Below are 25,052 nucleotides of genomic sequence, written 5' to 3'. Positions count from 1 at the left end.
ACAGAAAGAAGATCATGGCTCAATCGGACGATATCAAGGTTGGAGAACTTAAGCAGGTGGGCGATGACGACGCCGCTTATCTGATCTCATTGATCCGTACCATTCCGGACTTTCCCAAGAAGGGGATCCTTTTCAGGGACTTCATCCCGGCCATGTCGGATCCCAGGGGATTGGCCATCATCCTCGACGCCATGAAGCGCACCCTGCCCGTCAAGCCGGAGGACTTCGACCTGGTCGCCGGGCTTGAGGCACGCGGCTTTCTGATCGGCCCCCAGCTGGCCTGCGACCTGGGTAAGGGCTTCCTGCCCATGCGCAAGGCTGGCAAGCTCCCCGATCCTACCTACAGCCAGGAATACGCCCTCGAATACGGCAACGCCCGCATCGAAATCGAGCAGGGCTGCCTGAAGCCAGGCCAGCGAGTCCTGATTGTTGACGACCTGATCGCCACCGGCGGTTCCGCCCAGGCAGCTGCACGTCTGGTGGAGCAGGCTGGTGGCCAGGTGGCCGGTTTCAGCTTCGTCATGGAGCTCAATGGGCTGGACGGTCGCAAGGCCCTGGGCGCCTACCCGGTCACCTGCCTGATGAATATGCCCGCCTGAGCACGATTGGGGGACCATCACCATGGATTTGTACGAATATCAGGCCAGGCAGCTGCTCGCTGAGCATGGAATCTCCCAGCCCAGGGCCGTCTATGCCTCAACAGCAGAAGAGGCCGGCCAGGCGGCCGATGTCATCGGTTATCCCTGCATGATCAAGGGCCAGGCCACCATCGGCCACAGGGGACAGGCGGGAGCCGTCAAGCGAGCCGAGAATCACGAACAGGCCGTGGCACTGGCCGAGGCCATTCTGCCCATGAACATCGATGGCCATCCTGTCAGCGGGATCCTGGTCACCGAGGCCCGCAACATCCTGCACGAATACTACCTGTCCATTTCGGTGGACCGCACCTCCCGGGACTACGATGTCCTGGCCACGGCCAGCGGCGGCACCGAGGTGGAGACCATCGCCCGCGAGCATCCCGAATCAGTTCGGCGCCTGCACATCGGCCCCCTGGAGGATTTCGACAGGCAGGCTGCCCGCACCATGGCCGAGCGCATCGGCTTCTACCATGCCGATCTGGAGCAGGCTGCACAGATACTTCTGGGTATGTGGCACACCTTCCAGGACAGTGACGCAACCCTGGTCGAGATCAACCCCCTGGCCAAGGTGGGCGACCCGGACGACGAGGCCACCAAGCACCTGGATGCCCTCGATGCCAAGATCTCCCTGGACGGGAACGCAGCCTTCCGGCACGACGGCTGGAAGCGGTTCGCGGACCCAGCCCAGGTGGACCCTCTGGAGGCCAAGGCCAAGGCTGCAGGCTTGCACTACGTCCATCTGGACGGCCAGGTAGGCGTCATCGGCAACGGCGCAGGACTGGTCATGAGTTCCTTGGACGCGGTGGCCGGGTCAGGACAGCGCCAGGGCCTTCCTATCGGACCCGCGAACTTCCTTGACATCGGCGGCGGAGCCTCTCCTGAAGTCATGCGTACCAGCCTGGACGTGGTCCTCTCCGACCCCAAGGTCCGTTCGGTCATGGTCAACGTCTATGGAGGCATCACCTCCTGCCAGCAGGTGGCCCAGGGCATCCTGGCAGCCGTGGATGCTGAGGGTGAGCAGGACCAGAACGACGACCGGCCCATCGTGGTCCGCTTCGACGGCAATGAGGCTGCCGAAGGGCTGGACCTGCTGGCCAAGGCCCAACAGCCTCGGCTCAAGGTGGCCCGCACCATGGAGGAGGCGGCAGACCAGGCCGTGGCCCTGGCCGCCCAGGCAGGAAAGGAGACGGGACGATGACCCTCTTCATTGAAGACGGAGCCCCCGTCATGGTCCAGGGCATGACCGGTCACCAGGGCATGGTCCACACGGCCCACATGATGGCGGCAGGCACCAACATCCTGGCCGGAGTCAACGCCCGCAAGGCCGGAATGACGGTCGACTTCGACGGTCCGGACGGCCAGACCCGTCATGTGCCCGTATATGCCGACTGCGCAGCCGCCCGCCAGGCGACCGGAGCCCGTACCACCGTAGTCTTCGTCCCGCCCAGGTTCGCCAAGGATGCCATGGTCGAAGCCATCGAGGCCGGTATCACCCTGATCGTGGTCATCACCGAGGGCATTCCCGTGGCCGATACCGCATACTGCGTGGCCCTGGCCAGGGAACGCGGTTGCCGCATCGTCGGCCCCAACTGCCCAGGACTGATGACCATGTCTGACCGACCCAACGGCGTCGGCGTTGATCTAGGTATCATCCCGCAGGGTATCGCCGGTCGCGGCCCGCTGGGACTGGTCTCCAAGTCGGGCACACTGACCTATCAGCTCATGGGGGAGCTGTCCTCCATCGGTTTCACCGCCTGCCTAGGCATCGGCGGCGACCCCATCGTCGGCACCACCATGCTGGAGGCCCTGCAGGCCTTCAACCGTGATCCTGAGACCAAGGCCTGCGTCATGATCGGCGAGATCGGCGGCTCGGCTGAGCAGGAGGCCGCCCAATGGGCCTCCACCCACATGACCAAGCCCATCGTGGCCTATATCGCCGGCTTCACCGCCCCAGAGGGTAAGCAGATGGGCCACGCCGGAGCCATCATCTCGGGCGGCAAGGGCACGGCCGCCGACAAGAAGGAAGTGCTTGAGTCCGTCGGCATCAAGGTGGGCACCACACCCGGCGAGACGGCCCGCCTGACCCGCGACCTGCTACGGGAGCATGCCATCATATGACCGACAGGGTGAAAGTGTGGCTCCGGGGGGCCCTCGAGGCCTTCCTAGCCATACTTATCTACACTGTCGCCCTCGGCGCCTGCATGGCCCTGCTCCTGCTCATCATTTCCATTGAGGAGGGCGGGCCATCACTGTCCATGGCCACTGTGGCCCTGACAGAAACCATCACCCTGCTCACCCAGGGCTGTGGATTCACGGCCGGGGCCTTGACCCTGACCATCATCCCCCTGCTGCTGACCGGTCTGCTGATTTGGATGATTCGCTCCCTGGTCAGCCGGCTGGGCATGTCCGTCGGTGGGTGCATTGCCGGCCTGGTCGTTTGGGTGCTGTGCAGCCTCATCCTCATGCAGGGCAGCCAGACCGTCCAGGTGGACACCACCCCGGTCATTCTTTTGCGGACCAGCCTGGTCTTCCTATTGGGTTACGGCTGGGCCTGGGTCCGCTCTGAACCCTTCCGCCAGGCTTTCACCAAACGAATCAAAGAGGCCGTGCCTGTTCAGGTTCGCAGGACCATTCGGCTTGGACTCACGGCCGGATCGATACTCTTGGCCGCCATGCTGACCGCCGGCCTGATCGCCCTGATTGTATGGATCGCCCTCTATCACGGAGACGTGGGCCGTCTGTTCAAACTGACGCGTATGGGCACCGCCTCGGCTGTAACGACCAGTCTGGCCTCCCTTGCCTGGCTGCCCAATCTGATCATCTGGGCTGCCTCCTGGCTCTTCGGAAGCGGTTTCAACATCGGTGGGTTGGCGACCTTCACCCTCTGGTCCGGACACGCCTCAAGTCTGCCCTCGCTGCCCCTCTTCGGGCTGTTCCCAGAACCGGTCTCCCGGCAGGAGGTTCGTCTGCTCCTGCTCAACCTGCCTCTGCTGGCCGGAGTGGTTGCGGGCATTCTGCTGCTCACCGGACCATGGGGTGTCAGAATTCACGCCGCTGTGCGCCAAGCGGGACTGAAATCCCGAGATACCGCAGTCTGCTTCCTGATGGCAACCTTGGCCATGGCCCTGACCTGGCTGGTCACCCTGCTCGGTCTTGCCCTGCTTTTCCAACTCTCCAACGGGGCCCTGGGCCGCCAGCGACTTGCCGGAGTGGGCGTACCCATAGCCTCCTCCCTGCGCATGATCGGGACCTCCCTGGGGGTCGGCCTGCTGGGAGTATGGCTGTTGGTACTCGTCATTGCCGCCCTGGTCATCATCAAGGACATCCTGATTGACTATCTGCGTCAGGCAGACACCAAGAAAACTTCCGCCAAGGCGGAAAACAAAGAAAAACACAACCAATCACGCGGTCAGGGGAGAAAGGAGTCCAAGGCAACCGACCGAGCAGACACACCACGACAGGTCTCGTCCACCCGCAGACCAGGCAAGTAGGTCCGAAGGTGGCGGGGCGCCTCGGCATTCAAGCATAGGAGTAGGAGTTTCCATGGTCACCACGAATCGAACCATCAACCGAGCACTGGTCTCGGTCTACCACAAGCAGGGTCTTGAGGCCCTGGCATCGGCCTTCCGCCAGGCAGGCACCGAGGTCGTCTCCACCGGCAGCACCGCAAAGAAGCTGCAGGATCTGGGCGTCCAGGTCACCCCGGTGGAAAAGGTCACCGGTTTTCCCGAAAGTCTTGACGGCCGGGTCAAAACCCTGGATCCGCATATACACGCCGGGCTGCTGGCCGATATGACCAATCCCGACCATGTCCAGCAACTCAAGGACTTGGGCATAGCCCCCTTCGACCTGGTGGTGGTCAACCTCTACCCCTTCGAGCAGACCGTCCTCGAGGGCGCCGATGCTGACCAGTGCCTGGAGCGCATCGACATCGGTGGCCCTGCCATGATCCGGGCCGCCGCCAAGAACCATGCCAGCGTGGCTGTGATCACCGACCCGGACGACTATGCCCTGGCAGCCGACCGCATCGCCTCCGGCACCGGTTTCAGCATGGCCGAGCGTAGACGTCTGGCTGCCAAAGCCTTCGCCCTGACCGCCTCCTATGACGCGGCCATCGCCGAGTGGACAGCACGTACATGGGTCGACGACAAAAAGGACAAAGCCGAGGATCAGAAGCCAGCCCAGGCGCTGACGCGCACCTGGCGTCTGGCCAGCCAACTGCGCTACGGGGAGAACCCCCACCAGAAGGCCGCCCTCTACCTGGACCCGTTGGATCGTGATGGCTTCGCCGCTGCAGAGCACCTGGGCGGAGCCAAGGAAATGAGCTACAACAACTACGTGGATGCGGATGCCGCCTGGCGCTCGGTCTGGGACTTCCCCGACCTGCCCGCAGTGGCCGTAGTCAAGCACTCCAACCCCTGCGGTCTGGCCGTGGGGGAGGACATCGCCCAGGCCCACCGTCGCGCCCACGCCTGCGATCCCATGAGCGCCTATGGCGGGGTCATCGCCGCCAACCGCACGGTCACCCTGACCATGGCCCAGCAGATCAAGCCGGTCTTCACCGAGGTGATTGTGGCTCCAAGCTATGAGCCCGAGGCCCTGGACCTGCTGCGAACCAAGAAGAACCTGCGCATCCTGTCTGTGCAACGCCGTCCGCGTCAGCGCCCGATCATCCGTCAAATCGACGGGGGAGCCCTGGTGCAGACGCCCGACCTGATCGACGCCCCGGGGGACGATCCCTCCACCTGGCGTCTGGTCTCCGGCAACCCAGCCGACCAGGCAACCATGGATGATCTGACCTTCGCCTGGCGGGCCATCCGCTCGGTCAAGTCCAACGCGGTGCTCCTGGCCAACCAGGGAGCCACCGTGGGCATTGGTATGGGCCAGGTCAACAGGGTGGACTCCAGCCACCTGGCAGTCGAGCGCGCCAACACGCTGGATGAGGGCCGTAACCGGGCCAAGGGCTCAGTGGCCGCATCCGATGCCTTCTTCCCCTTCGCAGATGGTCTGGAATATCTGATCCAGGCCGGCATCAGGGCCGTGGTGCAGCCGGGAGGCTCCATCCGTGATCCAGAGGTGATCAAGGCCGCCCAGGACGCCGATCTGACCATGTATCTGACCGGGACACGCCACTTCTTCCACTGATAAAACCGGACCCTGCGGTCAAATGTCGCCCTGCGGCAAATTCTTTGACCGCAGGGTCCAATGCGGTGATATGCTGAATGAACTGACCAGCGATGATGCTGACTAGGTACCCATAATTCGAAGGAGATATTGTGACCTATCAGACTGTCAATCCTTTTAACAACCAACTGATCAAGACCTATCCAGATGCCACCGATGAAGACCTGGAGAACGCCCTGGCCCGTGGCCATGACCTCTACAAGACCTGGCGCAAGCAGGAAGGCCCCGGAGATCGTCCCGCACAGCTGCGTCAGGTCGCCAAGCTCTTCCGTCAGAACGAGGACACCCTGGCAGCCAACCTGACCCTGGACATGGGCAAGCTGGTGGGCGAGGCCCGCGCCGAGGTGGAGCTGTGCGCAGACATCGCCGACTACTTCGCCGACCACGCCGAGGAGCTGCTGGCTCCCGTCCCCCTGGACAACCCCGCCGGCAAGGCCTACTACGTCAAGCAGGCCACCGGCATCGTGTTCATGGTTGAACCTTGGAACTTCCCCTACTACCAGATCATGCGCGTGTTCGCCCCCAACTTCATTCTGGGCAATCCCATGATCCTCAAGCACGCCTCCAACGTGCCCGGCTCGGCTGTGGCCTTCGAACAGACCGTGAAAGAAGCAGGAGCCCCCGAGGGCAGCCTGACCAACCTCTTTGTCAACTATGACCAGGTGGACCGTGCCATCGCCGATCCCCGCGTCTCTGGCGTGGCCCTGACCGGGTCGGAGCGCGGCGGCGCCTCCGTGGCCAAGTCGGCTGGAGCCAACCTGAAGAAGTCCTCCATGGAGCTGGGCGGCAACGACGTCTTCATCGTCCTGGATGACGCTGACTGGGATCTGCTCAAGAAGGTGGCCCCAGGTGCCAGGCTGACGAACGCCGGCCAGGTCTGCACCTCCTCCAAGCGTTTCATCGTCACGGAGAATCGCTACGATGACTTCGTTTCGCTCATCGTCGATGCCTTCTCGCACGCGGTTCTGGGCGATCCCAGCAACCCCGAAACCACGCTGGCCCCCATGTGCATGGTCTCCGCCCGTGACAACCTGGCCAAGCAGGTCGAAAGCGCTGTGGCCGGTGGAGCCAAGGTCGCCTACGGTAACAAGCCCTATGATTCGCCGGGGGCCTTCTTCACCCCGACGGTTCTGACGGACATCGACCGTAACAACCCCGTCTACAACCAGGAGATGTTCGGCCCTGTGGCCTCCATTTACAAGGTGGCCAACGAGGATGAGGCCATTGAACTGGCCAACGACTCCAGCTACGGCCTGGGCGGTGTGGTCTTCTCCTCGGATACCGACCATGCGGATGCCCTGGCCCGTCGCATCGAGACCGGCATGACCTTCATCAACGGCGGATGGGTGACCATGCCTGAATTGCCCTTCGGCGGCATCAAGAACTCCGGCTACGGCCGCGAGCTCTACAGCCTGGGCTTCGACACCTTCGCCAACGAGCATCTGATCTTCCAGCACAAGAACTGATCGGACTGCTCCGGCTCCTTGTTGAAACAGCGACCGTGCCATCATCGTCCAAGGGCGATGGCGGCACGGTCGCTTTGCGTCAACAGCACTGGTAGGCTCGAACCGACAGAGCATGTGCGGAAGGCAGGAGAACATGGCAGACGCGGCTAAGACTGAAAACCCGAACCCCAAGCCCCCGCAACCGCCCAAGACTTCTGGTCGAGGCCACCCCTTCGTCTCGGAGGCTCAGGAGGGTCGTCCTATCTGCGAGGCCATCATCTTTCTCGTGGTGCTTGTCGCCGCGCTCGTGGCCTTCTGCGGATACACATGGGCCGCGACTGGACTGGTGTCCGTCGCGGCCCTGGTTTGCGGCGCCCTGCGCCTGATCCTCAAGGAACGCAGCCCCTGGAAGGTGCGGTCGGTGCCCTTCGATGCCTTTATCAGCATCTCCCTGGGCATCGGCCTGCTGGTCACTTACACCAGCATTCAGCTGATGCTGTGACCTTTTTTGACTTTTCAGCTTTCAGTAGGCTTGTCTTCGGGTTGATTGTCACCGTCTTCGTTTTCAGAAGCAGTATGAAGGGGCTCGACCTGCAGATCAGGAATGGTTCCTGCCTCAGCAGGGGCAACAGTGTCCTCTCCAGCATCAGTATTCTGACCTGCATCGGAATCGGATAGAGACGATACATCAACGGTCTGAGCATTGGTGTCTGCAGGGGCGACCGTGTCAGTTGTATCAGCAACAGGAGTTTGAACCGGAGCAGGAGATGCCTGGGCCGATTGATCCTGAGCCTGGGCACCGGGGGCAAAAGCATCAGCTTGTGCTTGTGCCTGAGCATCTGCATCCACCTGTGCAACACGCTGCGCATCAGTAGCGGCACCCATAGCACGCATGGCCATGTTGTCGGTGATGATGCTGGTCATGATGATGACCAGGGCCACCAGAGAAGCAGCCAGCAGGGGGCAGATCCAGAAGAGCCAGAGCTGCGAGATCGGGCTGACGGCCATGTGCTTGGACTGGGCGAAGATGGCGATACCAGTGGAGCGAGCGGGGTTCAGTCCCGAGCAGGTGATGGGGTAGGTGACCAGCACGCCGACGCCATAGGCCAGCCCGGTGTAGAGGGCATGGTTGCGGCGGGCACGTCCGTCAGAGCGCAGGGTGGTGATGGCCGCAGCCACCACGATCATGCAGCCGATCAGCTCAACCACGATGGCCATGGGCGCCCCGAAGGCGATGTGCTGCTGGCCCAGAGTGGCTGCAGCGGGCGAGCCGCCGGAAAAACCGTTGACCGAGAACATGAGCCAGGTCCTGTCCGGCACGGACTTGCTGACCGGCACAAGGGCGACAGCGAGTGCACCGGCGCCAATAGCGCCGATCACCTGGGCGACGATGTAGATCAGCCCGTCCACCATGCTGATCTGCGAGGTGAACATGGCGGCTACGGTCACGGCGGGGTTGAAGTGTCCGCCGGAGACGCCGCCAAACATGGCCGTCACGACCAGGTAGGTCAGGGCGGTTCCCAGGACCGGCAGCACCACACTGGGCTGGCCCATGACCAGCTGGCCGAAGCTGTAGGACAGGTAGATGACCGCGCAGATCAGGAAGGTGCCCGCCAGCTCGGCGGCGGCACGAATCCAACGCACATCACGAGGCCTGATCCGCCTGCGGACGGGCTTTGCGGCAACCTGCCCGTCGGCCTGTTCGAGGACCGGCTCAGCACTTGCTTCCATAGTCATGTTCCCCACCTTGCAATCCCTTCGACGACAATGAACAACAACAGCTTCCAGCTTAGGGCAAGCCAACAACACTTCCCTAGGCTCCGATATAGTATGATATGACCTTTTGGCGGCTGCGGTCGCCCGGAACGTTAACCGTTACATATCTATCAGGCCACGTTGGGAGAACGATGCCACATCCATACACACAGGCGATCAGAGCGCACGAACAGGGGGAGGAAGGCATCCGCCTCCAAAAGGTGCTGGCCCAGGCCGGATTCGGCTCTCGTCGCAAATGCGAGCAGATCATCACCCAGGGCAGGGTCGAGGTCGACGGCGAGCTGGTCACCACCTTGGGCAGCCGGGTGGATCCATCCCACCAGCAGATCCGCGTTGATGGATCCCGCATCCATCTGAACGACAAGCATGTCACCCTTGCCCTGAACAAGCCCCGTAAGGTCCTTTCGACCATGGACGACCCCAAGGGCCGGTTCACCCTGCGCGACATCATCGGGGACCGCTACGAGCGGGTCTTCCACATGGGCAGGCTGGACTATGACTCCGAGGGCCTGATCCTCATGACCGACGACGGGGAGCTGGCCCAGCACGTCATGCATCCGCGTTACGAGGTGGAGAAGACCTATATCGCCACGCTCAGTGGCCACATTGGTGGCAATGTCTGCCGGAGGTTGGTCACCCAGGGTGTGGAGCTGGATGACGGCCTAATTCGGTTGGACCATTGCGCCATCATCGACCACAACCGCGAGCACACCATCGTCAAGGTGGTCCTGCATTCGGGCAAGAACCGTATAGTCCGGCGCATCTTCGGCGCCATCGGCTACCCGGTGACCCGGCTGGTGCGCACCCAGATCGGCCCCATCCGACTGGGCGAGATTCGTCCTGGCTCCTACCGGGTGCTCTCCGCCGCCGAGATCAAGGCTCTGGATAAGGAGGTCGGACTGTGATCACCGTCGCCATCGATGGCCCAGCGGGAGTGGGCAAGTCCTCCACTTCGCGGGCCCTGGCTAAGCATTTCGGCCTGGCCTACCTGGACACGGGCGCCATGTACCGGGCGGTCACCCTCTGGTGCATGGACCGCGGGCTGGACCTGGACGCGGACCAGCCCGACCAGGAGGCGATCACCGAGGCCGTGGCCGATTCCATCACCGGTGGCCACCTGGTCATGGGGCTCGATCCCGAACATCCCACTGTCAGCCTGGACGGTCGTGACGTGGATGAAGAGATACGCTCTACCAGGGTCTCCGAGCATGTTTCCGTGGTCTCTTCGATTCCGGCAGTGCGGCATGTCCTCATCGCTGCCCAGCGGGCCATTATGGCCGACCAGGAGCGGGGCGTGGTGGCCGAAGGACGGGACATCACCACCGTGGTGGCCCCGGATGCCCAGGTCCGTGTACTGCTGACAGCCCGTGAGGAGGTCCGCCAAGCCCGTCGAAGCGGCCAGGCCCAGGCCGGGTCAGCCGGCGCCGAGGATCTGGCTGCCCGGGATGCCCGGGACTCCAAGGTCACCTCTTTCATGAGCGCCGCGGACGGGGTGACCACCGTGAACAACTCCGATCTGACCTTCGAGCAGACCCTGCAGGTCCTGATCGATCTGGTCTCCTCGGCCATGGAGGAGGACTCCTACGACCAGTACGCCCGCAACCTGGACGACTATGAGCTGGACGAGGAGGACCGCGCCCTGTTAGAGGGCGGCTCCGAGAATCAGGATGACCAGGACCAAGGCCCTAAGGCCGTGGGCGTGCTGGCCGTGGTGGGAAGGCCCAACGTGGGTAAGTCCACCCTGGTCAACAGGATTCTCGGCCGCCGTGCTGCCGTGGTTGAGGACACCCCTGGCGTAACCCGGGACCGGGTTAGCTACGAGGCTGAATGGGCCGGCACCCAATTCAAGCTGGTGGACACCGGGGGCTGGGAGAGCGATGTGGAGGGCATCGAATCCGCCATCGCCTCCCAGGCGCAGGTCGCCGTATCCCTGGCTGATGCCGTCATTCTGGTCGTGGATGGTCAGGTGGGGCTGACCGCCAGCGACGAGCGGATCGTCACCATGCTGCGGGCCGCCGGCAAACCGGTTGTCCTGGCTGTCAACAAGCTGGATGACCGGATGGCCGACTACACCGCTTCGGAATTCTGGAAGCTGGGCCTGGGCGAACCCTATGCCATCTCCGCCATGCACGGCCGGGGGATAGGTGACCTGCTGGATGCAGCGCTGGAACAGCTCAGCAAGGCTGAGAAAACATCGGGATTCCTCACCCCGGAGGGGCTGCGTCGGGTGGCTCTGGTCGGCCGGCCCAACGTGGGCAAGTCCTCCCTGCTCAACCAGCTGGCCCACGAGGAGCGGGCCGTGGTTCACGATGTGGCCGGCACCACCCGCGACCCGGTCGACGAGGTGGTACAGGTGGACGGCGAGGACTGGCTCTTCATCGACACCGCCGGCATCAAGCGTCGCGTGCACAAGATCTCGGGGGCCGAGTACTACTCCAGTCTGCGCACCCAGGCGGCCATCGAACGCTCGGAACTGGCGCTGATTCTCTTCGATGCCTCCCAGCCCATCGCCGACCAAGACCTGAAGGTCATGAGCCAGGCCGTGGATGCCGGCCGGGCCATCGTCCTGGTCTTCAACAAGTGGGATCTGCTGGACGACTTCGGCCGTCAGCGTCTCGAGCGGCTCTGGCAGACCGAGTTCGACCGGGTCACCTGGGCCGAGCGGGTCAACCTGTCTGCCAAGACCGGCTGGCACACCAATCGGCTGGCCAAGGCCATGCGCACTGCTCTGGAATCATGGGATAAGCGCATACCGACCGGCAAGCTCAACTCCTTCCTGGGCAAGGTTCAGGCCGCGCATCCGCATCCGTTGCGGGGCGGCAAGCAGCCGAGGATCCTCTTCGCCACCCAGGCTTCCACCAGGCCGCCGCGTTTCGTGATCTTCGCCACCGGCTTCCTGGAGCACGGCTACCGCCGCTATCTGGAACGCTGCCTGCGCGAGGAGTTCGGCTTCGAGGGCACTCCCATTCAGATCTCCGTGCACATCCGCGAAAAGAAGAAGCGCAAATAAAGAAGGTCCCTGGCCCGGCTCTTAAGTCGACCCAGGGACCTTTCTCAAATGATCCTAGGTATGCCGATTCGTCGCATCGTAGATGCACGAGCGCTCTGTATTTTCACAGAATCGGCTCAGGCATTACAGCAAAATGTCGCAAATACGAATGATTATGCAGAGTGCCGATAAAGTTGTCTAAGTCTAGCCTATGTTGAACACTGCGATTCAGCAAAGACCAGTATGCCGATACAGGAGCTGCTTCGCCAGCTGTGTAAAGTAGCAAACACGACTCAGTCCGATATGTCGACTCGACTCCGGGTTAACTTCAGGCTATATCGCATCGCGAACTATGAAAAACGACAAGCAGTGTCGATAAGCTCAAGATTGGTATCTTCAGTATTCAGGATAGGGTGGTAAAGCTTCTGGAAATTTCCGATGAACTGATTTGCCAGTCTTATTATGCCGCCTTCTCCGTAATACCAAAGATACAAAAGAGGGGGATAACAGGCCGCAAACTGCGATTGCTCCCAGTGGTGCCACAGGTCCTGACGCTTAACCTAGTAGGATACGGATAACCTTATAGAGGCGACCGCTTTTCACATTTCCGAAGGAGCCTAAGGCAGCGCTAAAGTGGTGTTTTTGCCTGGAGATTTCATCTGCAATCTTGAACCGTCCGGCTTCAGCAACAACAAGGAATCCATTTTCTACACACAGTATTTGGAGATCCATGAAAGGTGTAATTCTCTCTTTCAAAGTCATATTGCTGTGAGCCTCTTCTTAACAAAAGCCAACACAATTTTTTGCTGTAAAATTATTTATACTACAAATATACCCGTTACTAGTCAACTTCTATTAAGATTGCGAGTAATTAAGAATGGCTCATAATAGCAATGTTCTTTCACCAGAGATGATTAGAGTGGGAACTCTCGTCAGCGACGATTATCTATTCCCCGAGATGCAAGTGCCAATACGCATCACTGAAGATGGCATAGAGATAACTATATCGTGGAATAATGTAGATGCTATTTCTAACTTATGGACTGATGACGGGATCAATATAGCGGATATAGCTGAGATCCAAGACATATATCCAGTGCCTAGAAATCTGTGGTTTTACGATATTGACGGTAGTATCGCTTTATTAAATTGCCGCAAATACAGTATGACTCAAGTAATAGGTGGAAACGGCGGAGCCAGGGGGACAATAATTGCTGATTGCGCCGTAATGGGGGCAAGGTTACATACAAATTATCAAAAAATATATGGGTTGCGGACTTCAATCTCCGGTTTGAGGCAGTGGATTGGAAACAGTAATATCGAAAGAAAAAGACTATCAAACAGAGATTCTCGAAACAGGTCCGAGACACTTATCATTAGAAGTCCTGACGACATACGTCTTCAATACAATCCTCTCGGATATATTCATTTTGATTGGTCACTTTCTTATTCTTCTAAAGATGACACCTGTACAATAAACGACAAGACATATATAGAGACCAGATCATCTCACCTTCTCTCTTGGCAAAGTGCGAGGCACTTGTCTAAAGCAATACAGGATTTGCTTCGCATTTCGTATGGAGAAGATCGCGATTTAACTGAATCACAAGTCCTTCGTTCACCCGATACTGCAGCTACTGCAAACGAAGAAATTGCTAATGAGTGGCTGCCAATAACCGAGGGGATTCAGGAACGCCATAAACCAAAATATGATCGAGGCTTGATTCAATATGCAGAGTTGAAAGAAGACGGTGTACAGAAATGGCTTTCATTGTACGATCAGATACCACGAGCGATTGACCCAATCGTAACTTCATTTACACTAGACAAAGCCACGCCTGAAGTTAGGTTATTAGAAGCTGGTTCTGGCCTGGAGGCTTTGGGATATTATTTGCTGAAAGCCGATGGCAAGAACAAAAAAGATGCCAATAAGTTTAGTTTCAAAGACAGATTAAAACGAATAACTGAAAATCTAAAAGATATCCTTCCCTTTGAAGTTAACAACTGGATATTGCAAACTACCTCGGCCTATAACGGGATAAAACACGCAAATAGGAAGAGACCTGACAAAATAGTGTGTCTCAATTCCTGGCAAAAAGCAGTTCTCACCTTCAGATGTTGGATAGCACTCAACCTTGGGATTGATAAAGATACTTTAAAGAGTCGTGCGGAATGGGATCACATGCGAGGTGGATATAAATTACTTTGGGATGAGAACGAAGAGCAGAAATGAGCATCAAACGAATCTATATCTAACTCTGCCTTCTCGACTAGACGGCCTTGTCTGCAAATCCTTGTAGAAAGAACTGTGTTTCTGGACATTTGTTGTATTTAGGGGACCTCCAAATCCTTCCAAAAGATTCAGATAGTCCCCATTACGTATATGCAGATCTGTTATTTGCAGTCTCCTTCAAACCACTCATTGCATATAAGCACTAGCGGTGGTACACGGGTCCGCCCTGCCCGGCATACTTTCTGCCAGCGTATGAACCATAGGCACATATGAGTACAAGGACGATTGCCAGAGCGGTTCCACAGGTCCAATAGAGTCTGACTCCGCTATAAGCCAAGGCAGACAGGATCATGACCACGCCCAGAATCATGAAGAGCACCCCGCCAAACTGCTGACAACGGCGCCAAGCCTCGCGGCTGGCGTAGGCACCTGGCACCCGGAAACCGCTGATGCCGTTGGGTCTGGTTTTAGGAGCAAGATTGCCGATGACTATGAGAGTCAGACCGGTCAAAAGCATGGCGACCTTATCAATGCCGAAATCCGTCGGCCACCAGCCCCAATGAGGATCAGCGTAAGCTAATTCGAACAGATCTAAAACCGCAAGAATAATCTGCATGCATAGACCACCCAGCAGAAAAACGGTCAAGGTATGTCCCACTTCATCACCACGTTTAATCAAATATGCGCGCAGGACGATCATGAGGATGGTCCAAATCAGCGCAATGACAAGACAGAAGCAGGGCATCCAAACCAGCCCCTGGGGAGAGCCCCAGCGGTCCACCTGGTTCTGTGCGTTCCAATGAAGCGGTACGTTTTCATTCGGTAGACGATTGACCACTATGCGGCTTACGCCCAGCATGATTATCCCCGGCAACCACTGAGCCGCGACAAGGGTCGGGACGAACCGACCCGCTTTGCTGCCATCCGCCATGAGAGTCTCCTTAGGATTCAGAAACCGCCGTCGAACCAGTTTCCTTGCTCACAGTCTGAGGCTCAGACACACTTCTCTTGTCGCTGGCGCTGGTCCGCAGGCGGTAGAGCCACTGAATAGTGCTGTCCAGCACGCTCAGATTGAGTTCGTAGATGACCCTGGTGCCCTGCTTGTGGCCGACAATCAGGTCTGCTTCTTTCAACTTCCGCAGATGATAGGACAGCTTGGATGGCGTCATTCCCAGCTTTTCGGCCAGGCGTCCAGCCTCCATGCCGCCCTGCTCCAAAAGATCCAGCACACGACGACGCAGGGGATCAGCCAGAGCCGCTGTTGTTTCTTGAATAGCCATAAGTCTCCTTTTTCGATGATTTTCTCTAGTATTTGCATGCTAACATTGTTTCAACCAATATTGTATATCTTCTTCAACTTTTATGCGCTTTTCACTCACTGAGCGCAAAATAATTGACAATCGCCCGGATTGATGCCTGGCGTGGCGACATTAAACTGTTGAACATACCTACTTTTCTGAAGCCAAGGCTGATTGGGGAGAACATTGGCTCAAACCCGGTGAGCCAGACCCGATCTGAGGTCATGCTACTATGAATAACTTCGGCGAATAGGAGAATTTGCGGCATGGGCGAAAATGGAATAAAAGTCAACATTGGCAAGGCCGCCATCTTCGATCTCGACGGCACTCTTCTGGATTCTATGGGAGTCTGGAAGGAAATCGACCAACGATTCTTCGCTCGCCGCAACATCCCCATGCCGGACGATTACGCATCTGTAGTCGCCTCCATGCAGACCGGCGCCATCGCCAGATACACCATCGACCACTTCCACCTTGACGAGCGCCCAGAAGATCTTGTGGAGGAGTGGAACGAGGACGCGCTCCTGCTCTACGCCACAGCTGTACAACCCAAGCCACATGCACTCGATTACTTGCAAGCGCTAAAAGCCAGCGGTGCCGCCCTGGCTGTGGCAACCAGCCTCCCGCCACGCCTGCGACAGGCTGCTCTGAAGCACGCTGGGATGACCGATTGTTTCGACCAGGTCTGCAGCGTGGATGATGCCAAAAGCATTGGCAAGGAGGAACCCAAAATCTACCTGTTGGCTTCACGGATGCTGGGCGTTGCGCCCGACCACTGCACAGTGTTCGAGGATCTTCTGGTCGCCGTCGATTCGGCCAAACGCGCTGGGATGAAGGTCTGGGCCATGTACGACCAGTCTTCGGCCAAGGATTGGGATGCCATTCGCTCTGAGGCCGATGGCGCTATCACTGACTTCGCCCAGGCGCCTACCATTCTCTGACTCGCTCCGCAACGGCCGGAGCCAGCTGTTACCATGAAAAGCGTCAAGTAGTTTGGTGGAGGCGTTATGGGCAATTCAGGCAGGATAAATGCCGGTTGCTCAAGGTGGCTGTACTCACGTTTGCTCGCTCGTCTGGGATTGCAGAATTGGTGGCCGGCAGAGACCGACTTCGAAATGATGATCGGAGCGGTGCTGGTCCAACATACAGCCTGGGGAAACGCGGCCATGTCCATCGAGCAGCTGCGCGAAGCCGATCTGCTCAACCCCTGCAACATGGCCGGCGTCGACCTAGCAAGGCTGACAAACTTGATCAGATCAAGCGGCTTCATGAAGGCCAAGGCACGCACCTGCAAAGCCCTGGCTCAGTGGCTGCTGGCTCACGGCATCCGCACGGCCGATGTTGAGGACTGCACGGATGAAAGCCTGCGTGACGACCTGCTCACCATTGCCGGGGTTGGACGCGAGACGGCGGATGTCATACGGCTCTATGCCTTCGGCCAGCCTTGCTTCATCTGGGACGCCTATGCACGCCGGATGCTGGACGGTCTGGGGTGGGCCTCCCTGCGGTCATACCAAGAGGGTGAAGAGTACGAGGCGGATTTTATTCGGGTTGATCAATGGCCACTGAACGATCTGCGCGAATACCACGGGCTGATTGTCCAAGCAGGCAAAAACCATCGCAACCCCCAGGCCTACGCTGCCTTCCTCAAGGAACTTGGCAGTCCTGAAAGCTCTTCCAAGTGAATTGATCCCTTGTGGTTCGGCCGATGAAGTTCATCTAGGGACGTGTAGGCTATGTCATCAGGCATATGACGGTACACCTATATACGCCACCTCTATATGGCACCCCCGATACAGCACTTATATATGGCTGCATCTTATGACCGTATTCCCGTGTGACAATCTTGTCCACACCTCTATGAATCGCGCACAATAAGGTATTGACTTGACTTCAAGCGGATTGAACTCCGTAGACTATGTTTCATCCGCATACTTGGCAGGCAAATACGCCAGGTAGTGAAGAATGGGGAGCAAGAGCATGAAGGCAGCAAAGTTTGTGAAGCCAGGCCGCATCGAGCTGGAGGAAGCGCCGATGCCGACCATCGAAAAGCCTAAAGACGCCGTGATTCGGATCGTCCGCGCCTGCGTGTGCGGATCCGACCTGTGGTGGTACCGGGGGATTTCCTCAATGCCCTCAGGCAGTCACGTAGGGCACGAGGCCATCGGCCTGGTCGAGAAGGTCGGCTCGGAGGTCACTCATGTCAAGCCAGGGGACTTCGTCATAGCGCCCTTCACTCATGGCTGTGGGCACTGCGCAGCCTGCAGGGCCGGCTTCGACGGAGATTGCCTTGATCCGGACAGGCGGGGGAGCGGCGGCTACCAGAGCGAGTATCTGCGATTCACCAATGCGGACTGGGCCTTGGTGAAGATTCCTGGCCAACCTGAGGACTACAGCGACGACATGCTTGACTCTCTGCTGACCCTCTCCGACGTGATGGCCACCGGTTATCATGCAGCCGCAACAGCCCAGGTCAAAGAAGGCGATACGGTCGTGGTCATGGGCGATGGAGCGGTGGGTCTGTGCGGTGTCATAGCAGCCAAGCTGCGTGGGGCCGAACGCATCATCGCCATGAGCCGGCATGAGGACCGACAGAAGCTGGCGCGTGAATTCGGAGCCACTGACATCGTGGCTGAACGCGGCGACGCTGCTGTGGAGCAGGTCATGGCCCTCACCGACGGAGCAGGAGCCGATGCGGTTCTGGAATGCGTGGGCACCGAACTGTCCACCAATACCGCCGTCAGGGTGGCCCGGCCCGGCGCAGTGGTCGGCAGGGTAGGTGTGCCGCAGCAGGCTACCATGGACACCTCTAAGCTGTTCTGGCGCAATGTTGGGCTGCGAGGAGGCACGGCCGCAGTCACCACATATGACAGGCATCTGCTGCTTGACCAGGTGCTCAAGGGCAGCATCCAGCCAGGCAAGGTCTTCACCAAGCGCTTTGCCTTGGATCACATCCAAGAGGCCTATGAGGCCATGGACCAGCGCACCGCCATCAAATCCCTGCTGCTTGTTAGCGAATGAGGCTGCAACAGTAATCAGCTGATTCTCGGCGCTGCTGACATTACCGGTGGCGCCGCGTAAGCATGCCTTCCTGAACATGTCTCTTATTTTGAAAAAATCAGGGCCGAGTCAGGGATAATTCAGGGTAAATCAGGGTATTTCATCCCTTCTTTCGCTGATATCAATGGAAGTGACTGATGACGACAAGGATGACCGTCATACAGGGTCAAGCGACGAACGAGGGCACATGACATCTGCGAGGCGAATCAGCATTACTGAGCGTAGATGCCTCGGTCTGGAAGGTCGTCGATGATCATCCAAGGGAAAGATGCAACTATGAATAACCCCAACCTAAGCGCGAGCAGAGGCCCGACACCAACGATTGAAGCTACGGGGCTGTCCATGGTGGTCTCCCCGCGCCGCGGCGATTCATTGACCATTCTCAATGACATCGCATTCACTGCCTATCCGGGGGAGATGACCGGCATCATCGGGCCGTCAGGCAGCGGGAAATCGACGCTGCTGTACTGCCTGGCTGGGCTGGAGAAGGCCACTAGCGGAACTGTGCTTCTGCTGGGCAAGGACATAACCCGTCTGGGGCTGTCGGCCATGACCAAGTTCAGACGCCAGCATCTAGGCTTCGTATTCCAGTCCTACAACCTGATCACCAGCATGACAGTCGAACAGAATCTGGCTCTGCCATTCACCCTTCGTGGATCCCGCTTCCCCAGAAAGACGGCGGATTCCCTCTTGAAGTACTTTGGCCTGATCGATCAGAAAAAGAAAAGCGTCACCCTGCTGTCTGGCGGCGAGCAGCAACGTGTTGCCCTGGCCCGGGTCCTGTTATCCGACGCAGACGTGGTATTCGCGGACGAGCCAACTGGCGCCCTGGATCAGGAATCCGGAGAAAAGGTCATATCGGTGCTGAAGGAACTTGCCAACCACGAAAAGAAAACCATCGTACTGGTGACGCATAACAATGAGGTGGCAGGTCAGTGCGATCGGCTGTTTGCCGTGCGCGATGGCCAAATCAGCCAATCATTCTCTGCGAAAGCGCCCATGGCATGAGAGGCGCTCTGTCCGAACTCAAAGCAGCGCCTATGGTCTGGAGCGCCGTCTTGCTGGCCATGGTCGTATCCCAGACTGTCATCTGCTCCCTCTTTGCGGTCGCCGCAATCATTGATCAGGACTATCAGGGCCCGGAGCAGGAACTTGGATCCTCATACACTGGTCCCGCCTTAGCATTCAGCGTGATCATCACCGTAGCTGTGTTGCTATGGGTCATGAACTCAGCACTAAATCAACGACGGCATCAACTGGCGCTCATGGTTTTACAAGGCGCTCTGCCTTGGCAACTGCTGGCCTGGAATCTGCTGATAGTCATGGGATTATTCATCCTGTCTATTGCAGCCACCTGCCTTTTGCTGCCAGTGGTTACGCCCTTGATTTTTGCCATGGTGACAAATCCACTCGATTTGCATTTGACATATGCCAGCAGCCACCTGTTCAATTCGCTGGACAAGAGCCTCGCTTTCAGCGCTGCGCCCATCTTCATAAGCACCCTGTTGACTATCCGTTCGCTCTCGAAAATACGACCAATGGAAGCCCTCAGGCAATCCCAGAACCCGCCAAAGCAGATAGGTGTCTTCCGCTTCCTCCTAGGAATCGTATGCTTGATTGGCGCGGGCTGTATGTTGCTGATTCCAGCTTTTGCACTTGCAACGAACCCTCCTGCCAGTCAGATGAGCAGCAATGCCGCTGCGGATAGGATGACGGTATTTCTCGCCTTCGCCATGGGCGGCATGTTCCTCCTGATATTCTCGCTGGCAGCTTTCGCACCATACTTCCTGCCCGGCTTCACGGCAATATGGACGCGTACTGTGGCGTTGCCATCCAGAACCTGGAGGCTGGCAGGCCAGCAGGCTGTCGGCAGCATACAGCGCCAGGGAGCGGCGATCATCCCTATGACTGCAGGTCTGTCATTGCTGATGACCGTCAGCGGAGGGTTGAGCACGATGATCACCACCATGCAAGTCGCTTTGCCCCCCACACCAGGCAGCACTGTTCCGGCGACCACTGACATGTTTGCGAGTCTCCTGGCGCTCACTGGACCGCCACTGATCATCGCGATAACAGGTGCAATTGCAGGCACCTTGATCACTTCCAAAGGCAGAGGACTTGATCTGGCGCTGACCTACGTATCAGGTGCTGGAATCGGCCAGCTCAGAGTATTAGGCGCACTTGACGGCATCATCACCATGATTACCAGCACACTGTTCTCCCTGGTCATCACCTTGCTCTGCACCTCATCCCTGACCTTCATGCTCTCGCGCTTCATGGGCAAAGCACAGATGAGCGTGCAATGGGGCGCTTGGATCGTAGTGGTGCTCATCGCATCCCTGCTTGGTGCCGCAGCCACAGGAATCCAAGCTCTGACCACCAGATTCGAGAACTCTGTCAGCGTCATATCGCATGCCATAGGCGAGTAATAAAGTCCTGCTGTATGCACCCGAATACATATTTGCGCCAATCCAAACCTGCCGACCTCTGCCATTCCCTCATGCCTCTTGTTAAATAAATTAAGTCGGTATATGCAGCGCTCGGCTTGATGAATTTAATTGGTAGGTGCATCTGTGAGCACTTGATGGCTTCCCACCAATACAGGTAAACACAGGAGTATGCGACGATTTCCTACACACGAGCATTTGCAAGGCCCATATAGGGTACAGTCAATGACAAACCGTGACAGGTGACGATGAACCAGTCAAATCTTGTCAACAACAGACAAATGGAGGACCGTCATGGCGCGACCTACCACCAAGGAAGAACTCATCAAGACGGCTGATGATGGCTTCGACAAACTCGTGGCGCTGCTTGAGCCGCTGACACCTGAAGAACGCAATGGCCGCTTTTCCTTCGATCTGAGCAAGGAGAAGGGGGCCCATTGGGCACGCGACAGGAACATCAAGGATGTGCTCGTTCATCTCTATGAGTGGCATCAGCTGCTGTTGAATTGGGTGGAGGACAACCAGCAGGGCAGGACCCACGACTTTCTTCCTGACGGCTACAACTGGCGTAATTACGGCGAAATGAATGTGAAGCTGCGGGACAAGCATGATGACACCACCTACGATCAGGCCTTGAACATGTTCGTCGAGTCCCATAAGAAAGTCATGGCCCTGGCGCAATCCTTCACCAACGAACAGCTGTTCACCAAGGGCGCCCTCCCATGGACAGGAAACTCTACCTTGGGCTCTGCCTTCATCTCTTCAACCTCCAGCCATTACGACTGGGCCCTAAAGAAGATACGGAAGTACTTGAAAGGACGTAAATAAGCGCTAGGCACCTACACCTGATAAGAAGTTGCTTGATACGCAGACGTTAATGAGTTCTCTTGCGACGGGATTCACAGGATGGGCGACCCCAGAAGCATCATCTCAGCATATTCGTAATAGCAATGGAGCATAACCACGATAACCGCTTGCATAACAGTATGCAGGACGATATCTAGGATGTAGACAATACGGAGAAGGACATCATCAGTGAAACGATCTCGCATTGATCCAGATGCTGATGATATAAGGCTGATCAAAATGGTGGCTGACGGCGATGAATCGGCCTTTGAAGCGCTTTACAATAAGTATGCTCATACCGTCCAAGCCTTTATTTCCCTGCGAATATCCGACGATGAGGATGCCAGTGAAGTTTTTGCTGACACATGGCTGGGCTGCTGGCGTTCCTCAAAAACCTTCCGCGCAAACAGCAAGGTGCTTACCTGGATACTCAGCATTGCCCGGCGGCAAATCTATATGAAACGTCGCAAACCGAAACCACCTGACCAAATGGATCAGGTGGAGCTTGACTCGATAACCGATGATCAGCTGGAGCCTGTAGAACTGGTCAATAAGGATCTGACGATGGAAATAATACGGCAAAGGATTGATGCACTCCCAGCAGAAATGGCCTATACGGTGACCCTGGCTTGGCTCCACGAGTTACCCTACCCGGAAATAGCCTCCCTGCTCGACGTTCCGGTTGGGACTGTGAAATCTCGCATTGCCCGGGCAAGGCAGATCCTGCGCCCGCAGTTGACAGACCTCGCTCCTGTCAAACCCCATAAACGGCAGAGCCAGAGATAATTGAAGGGGTGATTATGACAGACCGATATAAGAGCACAAGCCCAGACAGAACAAACCCAGTTACCGAACAATACCAGGATGAAGTTCAGAAGGTTCTTAGAGAGAAAGAGCAGAATGCCCAGCCGGCAGTTCCGGCTTTTACTAGCGTAATGAAAGCCATCCACCAGAAGCCGTCGCTGGCAACGGATCAACCGATACCATTCATGCGTCAAGTACGTTCCTGTGGCCCACTTGTTCTGGCACAATTCCGCCTCATGCCGCGATATATCTTACTGGTGGAAATTGCGATAGCAGCGTGCTCCGTTTTATTTAGCAACCTTATGCAAGGTGCACGTTACGGCAGTCTCGGTATGCATATCTTTTCAAATATGCTCATGCTCAACATGGCACTGACAATAATCCTGGTTTTTTCCATTAAAGATGATCGTGAATTAATGCTCAGTATGCCCCTGGGGCCTCAAGTTGTAGCAGCTACTAGACTGCTGCTGGCCTTTATCTCCAACATTGTCGTCGGGGGAGCAGCCTTGGTGATTGTCACTGTCATCAACCCTGGAATAAGGCCCCTGCCAGTTATTGCCCAAACGATAGCCCCCATAACACTCCTGGCGAATATTGTGGCCCTCTTATGCATATGGCAATGCTCTTGGATTGCACTGCTCCTAGGGGTACTTGCACCACTAATGAGAACTTTGCAGAAGTTTAGGTCATCATTTTTCCTACCGGCATGGGTCAATTCGGTACCCACTACAACCGCAGCCTGGGCAGGAACCATCCTCCTTGCAGTAGGACTCCTATCTGCTGTTATCCTTACAGCCCCTCTTGCCTGGCATACTCAACTCGCCGGTGGAAATAAAAATTAATGAACCTTTTCATCCTCTCTCGCTACTAACCAAGCAGACGGAACGAGTAGCGAGCAATGTCTGGCAGCAGTTGAGGCCAAAACCAGATATGAGGAAGGTGGACGAGGTTGGCTTTCGTAGGTATACAGCTCAAGAGGCTTTATAGGCTGGTATTACTGCCGTTCATACTGACCGCAGGTATTCTTCTTGCGGGCTCCTTACTGGAAGGCATTTGGTCATTGAGCCGCATACGGCCAGTTATGATGGTTCTTACTCAGGTGCCAGTAATTGCTGCTGGCCTATCTACAGCTTTTGTGCTCAATAGTGACCCAATCGTTGAACTTGCTGAGTCAACTCCAACTGGATGGCGGAAGGTTCAAGTGACCAGGCTGCTTATCATTACCGGAGCATTTCTTGCTGCCGCAGGCCTTCTTTTTATCGGCTTGCATATGATGCGACTTTGGCCACGTGACATGGGATGGGTGAGCATCATTACCCCGGTTGGCAGTATATTCATTGTCAACTGTCTAGTGTTCCTTATAGCCGTACTCACCATGTCTACGCCAACATCGTCGCTGGCTTCCATAGCTATTTGGCTGTTTTTATGTTTTATATGGGATCCATACATCACCGATCCGGTCCGGCAACGACTCATTCCATTGTTTATTGCAGCAGCAGGCGCAATCTTCGGATGGAACATGTGCGGTGATGCGGAGCGCAATGTCGTAAGGGTGGCAGCCCTATGAGGATAATGAGCCTTGTACGCATCACGATACTGATGTTTTATCGGCGCAAAGCCTTGTGGATAGCCAGCATATCGCTGGCGCTCTTCGCCCTCTTTTTGGCCTATGCTTCTCCTATGTCACCTGGATTCAGCAACACAGATGGTCTTGTCTTTACCGGACAGGTTCTTGCTATGTTCACCCCGTTGGCATACGCAGCATCTTTTAGCGACCTTATGACTGCCGGCAGGCGAACAGGTATGGACGAGCTTGAATCCACCTCCCCCTTGCCGATGGCCGTCATTCGCTCAGCTCATGTCTTGGGAGCCTGGGTCATCTGCATATCATCTTCCCTGCTTTTCCTTGTATTGATCGCGGTCCACCAAGCCATTAACGGCAACGGTAAGGCAATACTTGTGGCCCTGGCAGTAGCTTTTGTCATACTCGCGCCATCAATACTGATTGCTATGGGGATATCCGCCCTGCTAGGAGCCCTGTTGCCCACGATCGTAGCCCGAATTCTTGCCGTCCTGGTATGGGCTTGGCTGGCTTTCTATACCCCACTCTTACCACTTCCAACACTCAATGGTGGCCCGCTGGCAGTCATTGGCGATCCCATTGCCCAGGGATGGTTCCATGCCGATCCTGTGTACGCACCAGCGAACGGCCCCTTTACCGTCCAATCAGGAGTCATATCCCTGCTCTGGCAGGTGTGTATTATCTTGCTCCTTTTCACTGGTGCAAACATAGCCTCCAACCGCATAAAAGCTCGGGTCTGACTTTCATCTG

The 25,052-nt window shown here is 57.2% G+C and carries 23 protein-coding genes; 20 read left to right on the top strand and 3 right to left on the bottom strand.

Going from position 1 to position 25,052, the window contains the following annotated elements; translation table 11 throughout:
* The first annotated feature begins 14 nt into the window (after positions 1 to 14).
* The 7 genes from LPC22_RS06670 (at position 15) to LPC22_RS06640 (ending at position 7,769) form a co-directional block, all read left to right on the top strand.
* Positions 15 to 599 (top strand): adenine phosphoribosyltransferase, encoded by a 585-nt coding sequence (locus LPC22_RS06670; protein ID WP_229133231.1) that lies wholly within the window; start codon positions 15 to 17, stop codon positions 597 to 599.
* Between the two features lie 22 nt (positions 600 to 621).
* Positions 622 to 1,836 carry an ADP-forming succinate--CoA ligase subunit beta gene (gene sucC / locus LPC22_RS06665; RefSeq protein ID WP_229133230.1) on the top strand — a complete coding sequence of 405 codons (1,215 nt, stop codon included), beginning with the start codon at positions 622 to 624 and terminating at the stop codon, positions 1,834 to 1,836.
* Positions 1,833 to 2,756, top strand: a complete 924-nt coding sequence (sucD, locus tag LPC22_RS06660; RefSeq protein ID WP_229133229.1) for a succinate--CoA ligase subunit alpha — start codon at positions 1,833 to 1,835, stop codon at positions 2,754 to 2,756. Before sucC ends, sucD begins: the two co-directional genes overlap by 4 nt.
* Entirely contained in the window at positions 2,753 to 4,129 is a 1,377-nt protein-coding gene (locus LPC22_RS06655) for a cell division protein PerM (protein WP_229133228.1), read from the top strand. Before sucD ends, LPC22_RS06655 begins: the two co-directional genes overlap by 4 nt.
* Positions 4,130 to 4,181: 52 nt before the next feature.
* Positions 4,182 to 5,783: a bifunctional phosphoribosylaminoimidazolecarboxamide formyltransferase/IMP cyclohydrolase gene (gene purH, locus LPC22_RS06650; protein ID WP_229133227.1), complete on the top strand. Its 1,602-nt coding sequence runs from the start codon at positions 4,182 to 4,184 to the stop codon at positions 5,781 to 5,783.
* A gap of 131 nt (positions 5,784 to 5,914) precedes the next feature.
* Entirely contained in the window at positions 5,915 to 7,288 is a 1,374-nt protein-coding gene (locus tag LPC22_RS06645) for an NAD-dependent succinate-semialdehyde dehydrogenase (protein WP_198189727.1), read from the top strand.
* A 133-nt stretch (positions 7,289 to 7,421) separates the two neighbouring features.
* Positions 7,422 to 7,769: a DUF3017 domain-containing protein gene (locus LPC22_RS06640; protein ID WP_229133226.1), complete on the top strand. Its 348-nt coding sequence runs from the start codon at positions 7,422 to 7,424 to the stop codon at positions 7,767 to 7,769.
* A gap of 14 nt (positions 7,770 to 7,783) precedes the next feature.
* Here LPC22_RS06640 and LPC22_RS06635 read toward each other — a convergent pair whose 3' ends face one another.
* On the bottom strand, positions 7,784 to 9,004 hold the full coding sequence (locus LPC22_RS06635) for an MIP/aquaporin family protein (RefSeq protein ID WP_229133225.1): 1,221 nt from the start codon (positions 9,002 to 9,004) through the stop codon (positions 7,784 to 7,786).
* A gap of 170 nt (positions 9,005 to 9,174) precedes the next feature.
* Here LPC22_RS06635 and LPC22_RS06630 point away from each other — a divergent pair, with 170 nt between their 5' ends.
* From LPC22_RS06630 to LPC22_RS06620, 3 genes are all read left to right on the top strand, one after another.
* Positions 9,175 to 9,948: a pseudouridine synthase gene (locus tag LPC22_RS06630; protein ID WP_198189725.1), complete on the top strand. Its 774-nt coding sequence runs from the start codon at positions 9,175 to 9,177 to the stop codon at positions 9,946 to 9,948.
* Complete coding sequence (gene der / locus LPC22_RS06625) at positions 9,945 to 12,053, top strand: bifunctional cytidylate kinase/GTPase Der (protein WP_229133224.1); 2,109 nt, start codon at positions 9,945 to 9,947, stop codon at positions 12,051 to 12,053. The genes LPC22_RS06630 and der overlap by 4 nt, the downstream gene beginning before the upstream one ends.
* Before the next feature lie 856 nt (positions 12,054 to 12,909).
* Positions 12,910 to 14,265: an ApeA N-terminal domain 1-containing protein gene (locus LPC22_RS06620; RefSeq protein WP_229133223.1), complete on the top strand. Its 1,356-nt coding sequence runs from the start codon at positions 12,910 to 12,912 to the stop codon at positions 14,263 to 14,265.
* A gap of 202 nt (positions 14,266 to 14,467) precedes the next feature.
* Here the strand turns inward: LPC22_RS06620 and LPC22_RS06615 are convergent, their stop codons facing one another.
* Both LPC22_RS06615 and LPC22_RS06610 read right to left on the bottom strand, forming a co-directional pair.
* Complete coding sequence (locus LPC22_RS06615; protein WP_024627732.1) at positions 14,468 to 15,196, bottom strand: SdpI family protein; 729 nt, start codon at positions 15,194 to 15,196, stop codon at positions 14,468 to 14,470.
* 10 nt (positions 15,197 to 15,206) lie between these two features.
* Positions 15,207 to 15,545, bottom strand: coding sequence for a metalloregulator ArsR/SmtB family transcription factor (locus LPC22_RS06610; RefSeq protein ID WP_024627731.1), 339 nt, complete (start codon positions 15,543 to 15,545; stop codon positions 15,207 to 15,209).
* A 284-nt stretch (positions 15,546 to 15,829) separates the two neighbouring features.
* Between LPC22_RS06610 and LPC22_RS06605 the strand changes: the two genes are divergently transcribed.
* The 10 genes from LPC22_RS06605 to LPC22_RS06560 all read left to right on the top strand — a co-directional run bounded on the left by LPC22_RS06605 (position 15,830) and on the right by LPC22_RS06560 (position 25,042).
* Positions 15,830 to 16,504 (top strand): HAD family hydrolase, encoded by a 675-nt coding sequence (locus tag LPC22_RS06605; RefSeq protein WP_229133222.1) that lies wholly within the window; start codon positions 15,830 to 15,832, stop codon positions 16,502 to 16,504.
* A 174-nt stretch (positions 16,505 to 16,678) separates the two neighbouring features.
* Complete coding sequence (locus LPC22_RS06600; protein ID WP_229133221.1) at positions 16,679 to 17,248, top strand: endonuclease III domain-containing protein; 570 nt, start codon at positions 16,679 to 16,681, stop codon at positions 17,246 to 17,248.
* Between the two features lie 295 nt (positions 17,249 to 17,543).
* A complete protein-coding gene (locus LPC22_RS06595; protein WP_229133220.1) occupies positions 17,544 to 18,584 on the top strand; it encodes a zinc-dependent alcohol dehydrogenase family protein in 1,041 nt (346 codons plus the stop codon).
* Positions 18,585 to 18,899: 315 nt separating this feature from the next.
* Positions 18,900 to 19,631, top strand: coding sequence for an ABC transporter ATP-binding protein (locus LPC22_RS06590; protein WP_229133219.1), 732 nt, complete (start codon positions 18,900 to 18,902; stop codon positions 19,629 to 19,631).
* Between the two features lie 32 nt (positions 19,632 to 19,663).
* Positions 19,664 to 21,052 carry an ABC transporter permease family protein gene (locus LPC22_RS06585; protein ID WP_229133218.1) on the top strand — a complete coding sequence of 463 codons (1,389 nt, stop codon included), beginning with the start codon at positions 19,664 to 19,666 and terminating at the stop codon, positions 21,050 to 21,052.
* 312 nt (positions 21,053 to 21,364) lie between these two features.
* Positions 21,365 to 21,898, top strand: coding sequence for a ClbS/DfsB family four-helix bundle protein (locus tag LPC22_RS06580; RefSeq protein ID WP_229133217.1), 534 nt, complete (start codon positions 21,365 to 21,367; stop codon positions 21,896 to 21,898).
* 207 nt (positions 21,899 to 22,105) lie between these two features.
* Positions 22,106 to 22,702: an RNA polymerase sigma factor gene (locus LPC22_RS06575; protein ID WP_229133216.1), complete on the top strand. Its 597-nt coding sequence runs from the start codon at positions 22,106 to 22,108 to the stop codon at positions 22,700 to 22,702.
* A gap of 14 nt (positions 22,703 to 22,716) precedes the next feature.
* Entirely contained in the window at positions 22,717 to 23,562 is an 846-nt protein-coding gene (locus LPC22_RS06570; RefSeq protein ID WP_229133215.1) for a hypothetical protein, read from the top strand.
* 107 nt (positions 23,563 to 23,669) lie between these two features.
* On the top strand, positions 23,670 to 24,287 hold the full coding sequence (locus tag LPC22_RS06565) for a hypothetical protein (RefSeq protein WP_229133214.1): 618 nt from the start codon (positions 23,670 to 23,672) through the stop codon (positions 24,285 to 24,287).
* A gap of 5 nt (positions 24,288 to 24,292) precedes the next feature.
* Complete coding sequence (locus tag LPC22_RS06560; protein WP_229133213.1) at positions 24,293 to 25,042, top strand: murein hydrolase transporter LrgB; 750 nt, start codon at positions 24,293 to 24,295, stop codon at positions 25,040 to 25,042.
* Positions 25,043 to 25,052: the final 10 nt, after the last annotated feature.

This window comes from Bifidobacterium mizhiense (genome assembly GCF_020884755.1).
Taxonomy (GTDB): Bacteria; Actinomycetota; Actinomycetes; order Actinomycetales; family Bifidobacteriaceae; genus Bombiscardovia; species Bombiscardovia mizhiensis.
The sequence above is the reverse complement of the archived record's forward strand: the minus strand, read 5'-3'. Positions and strand labels throughout refer to the sequence as shown.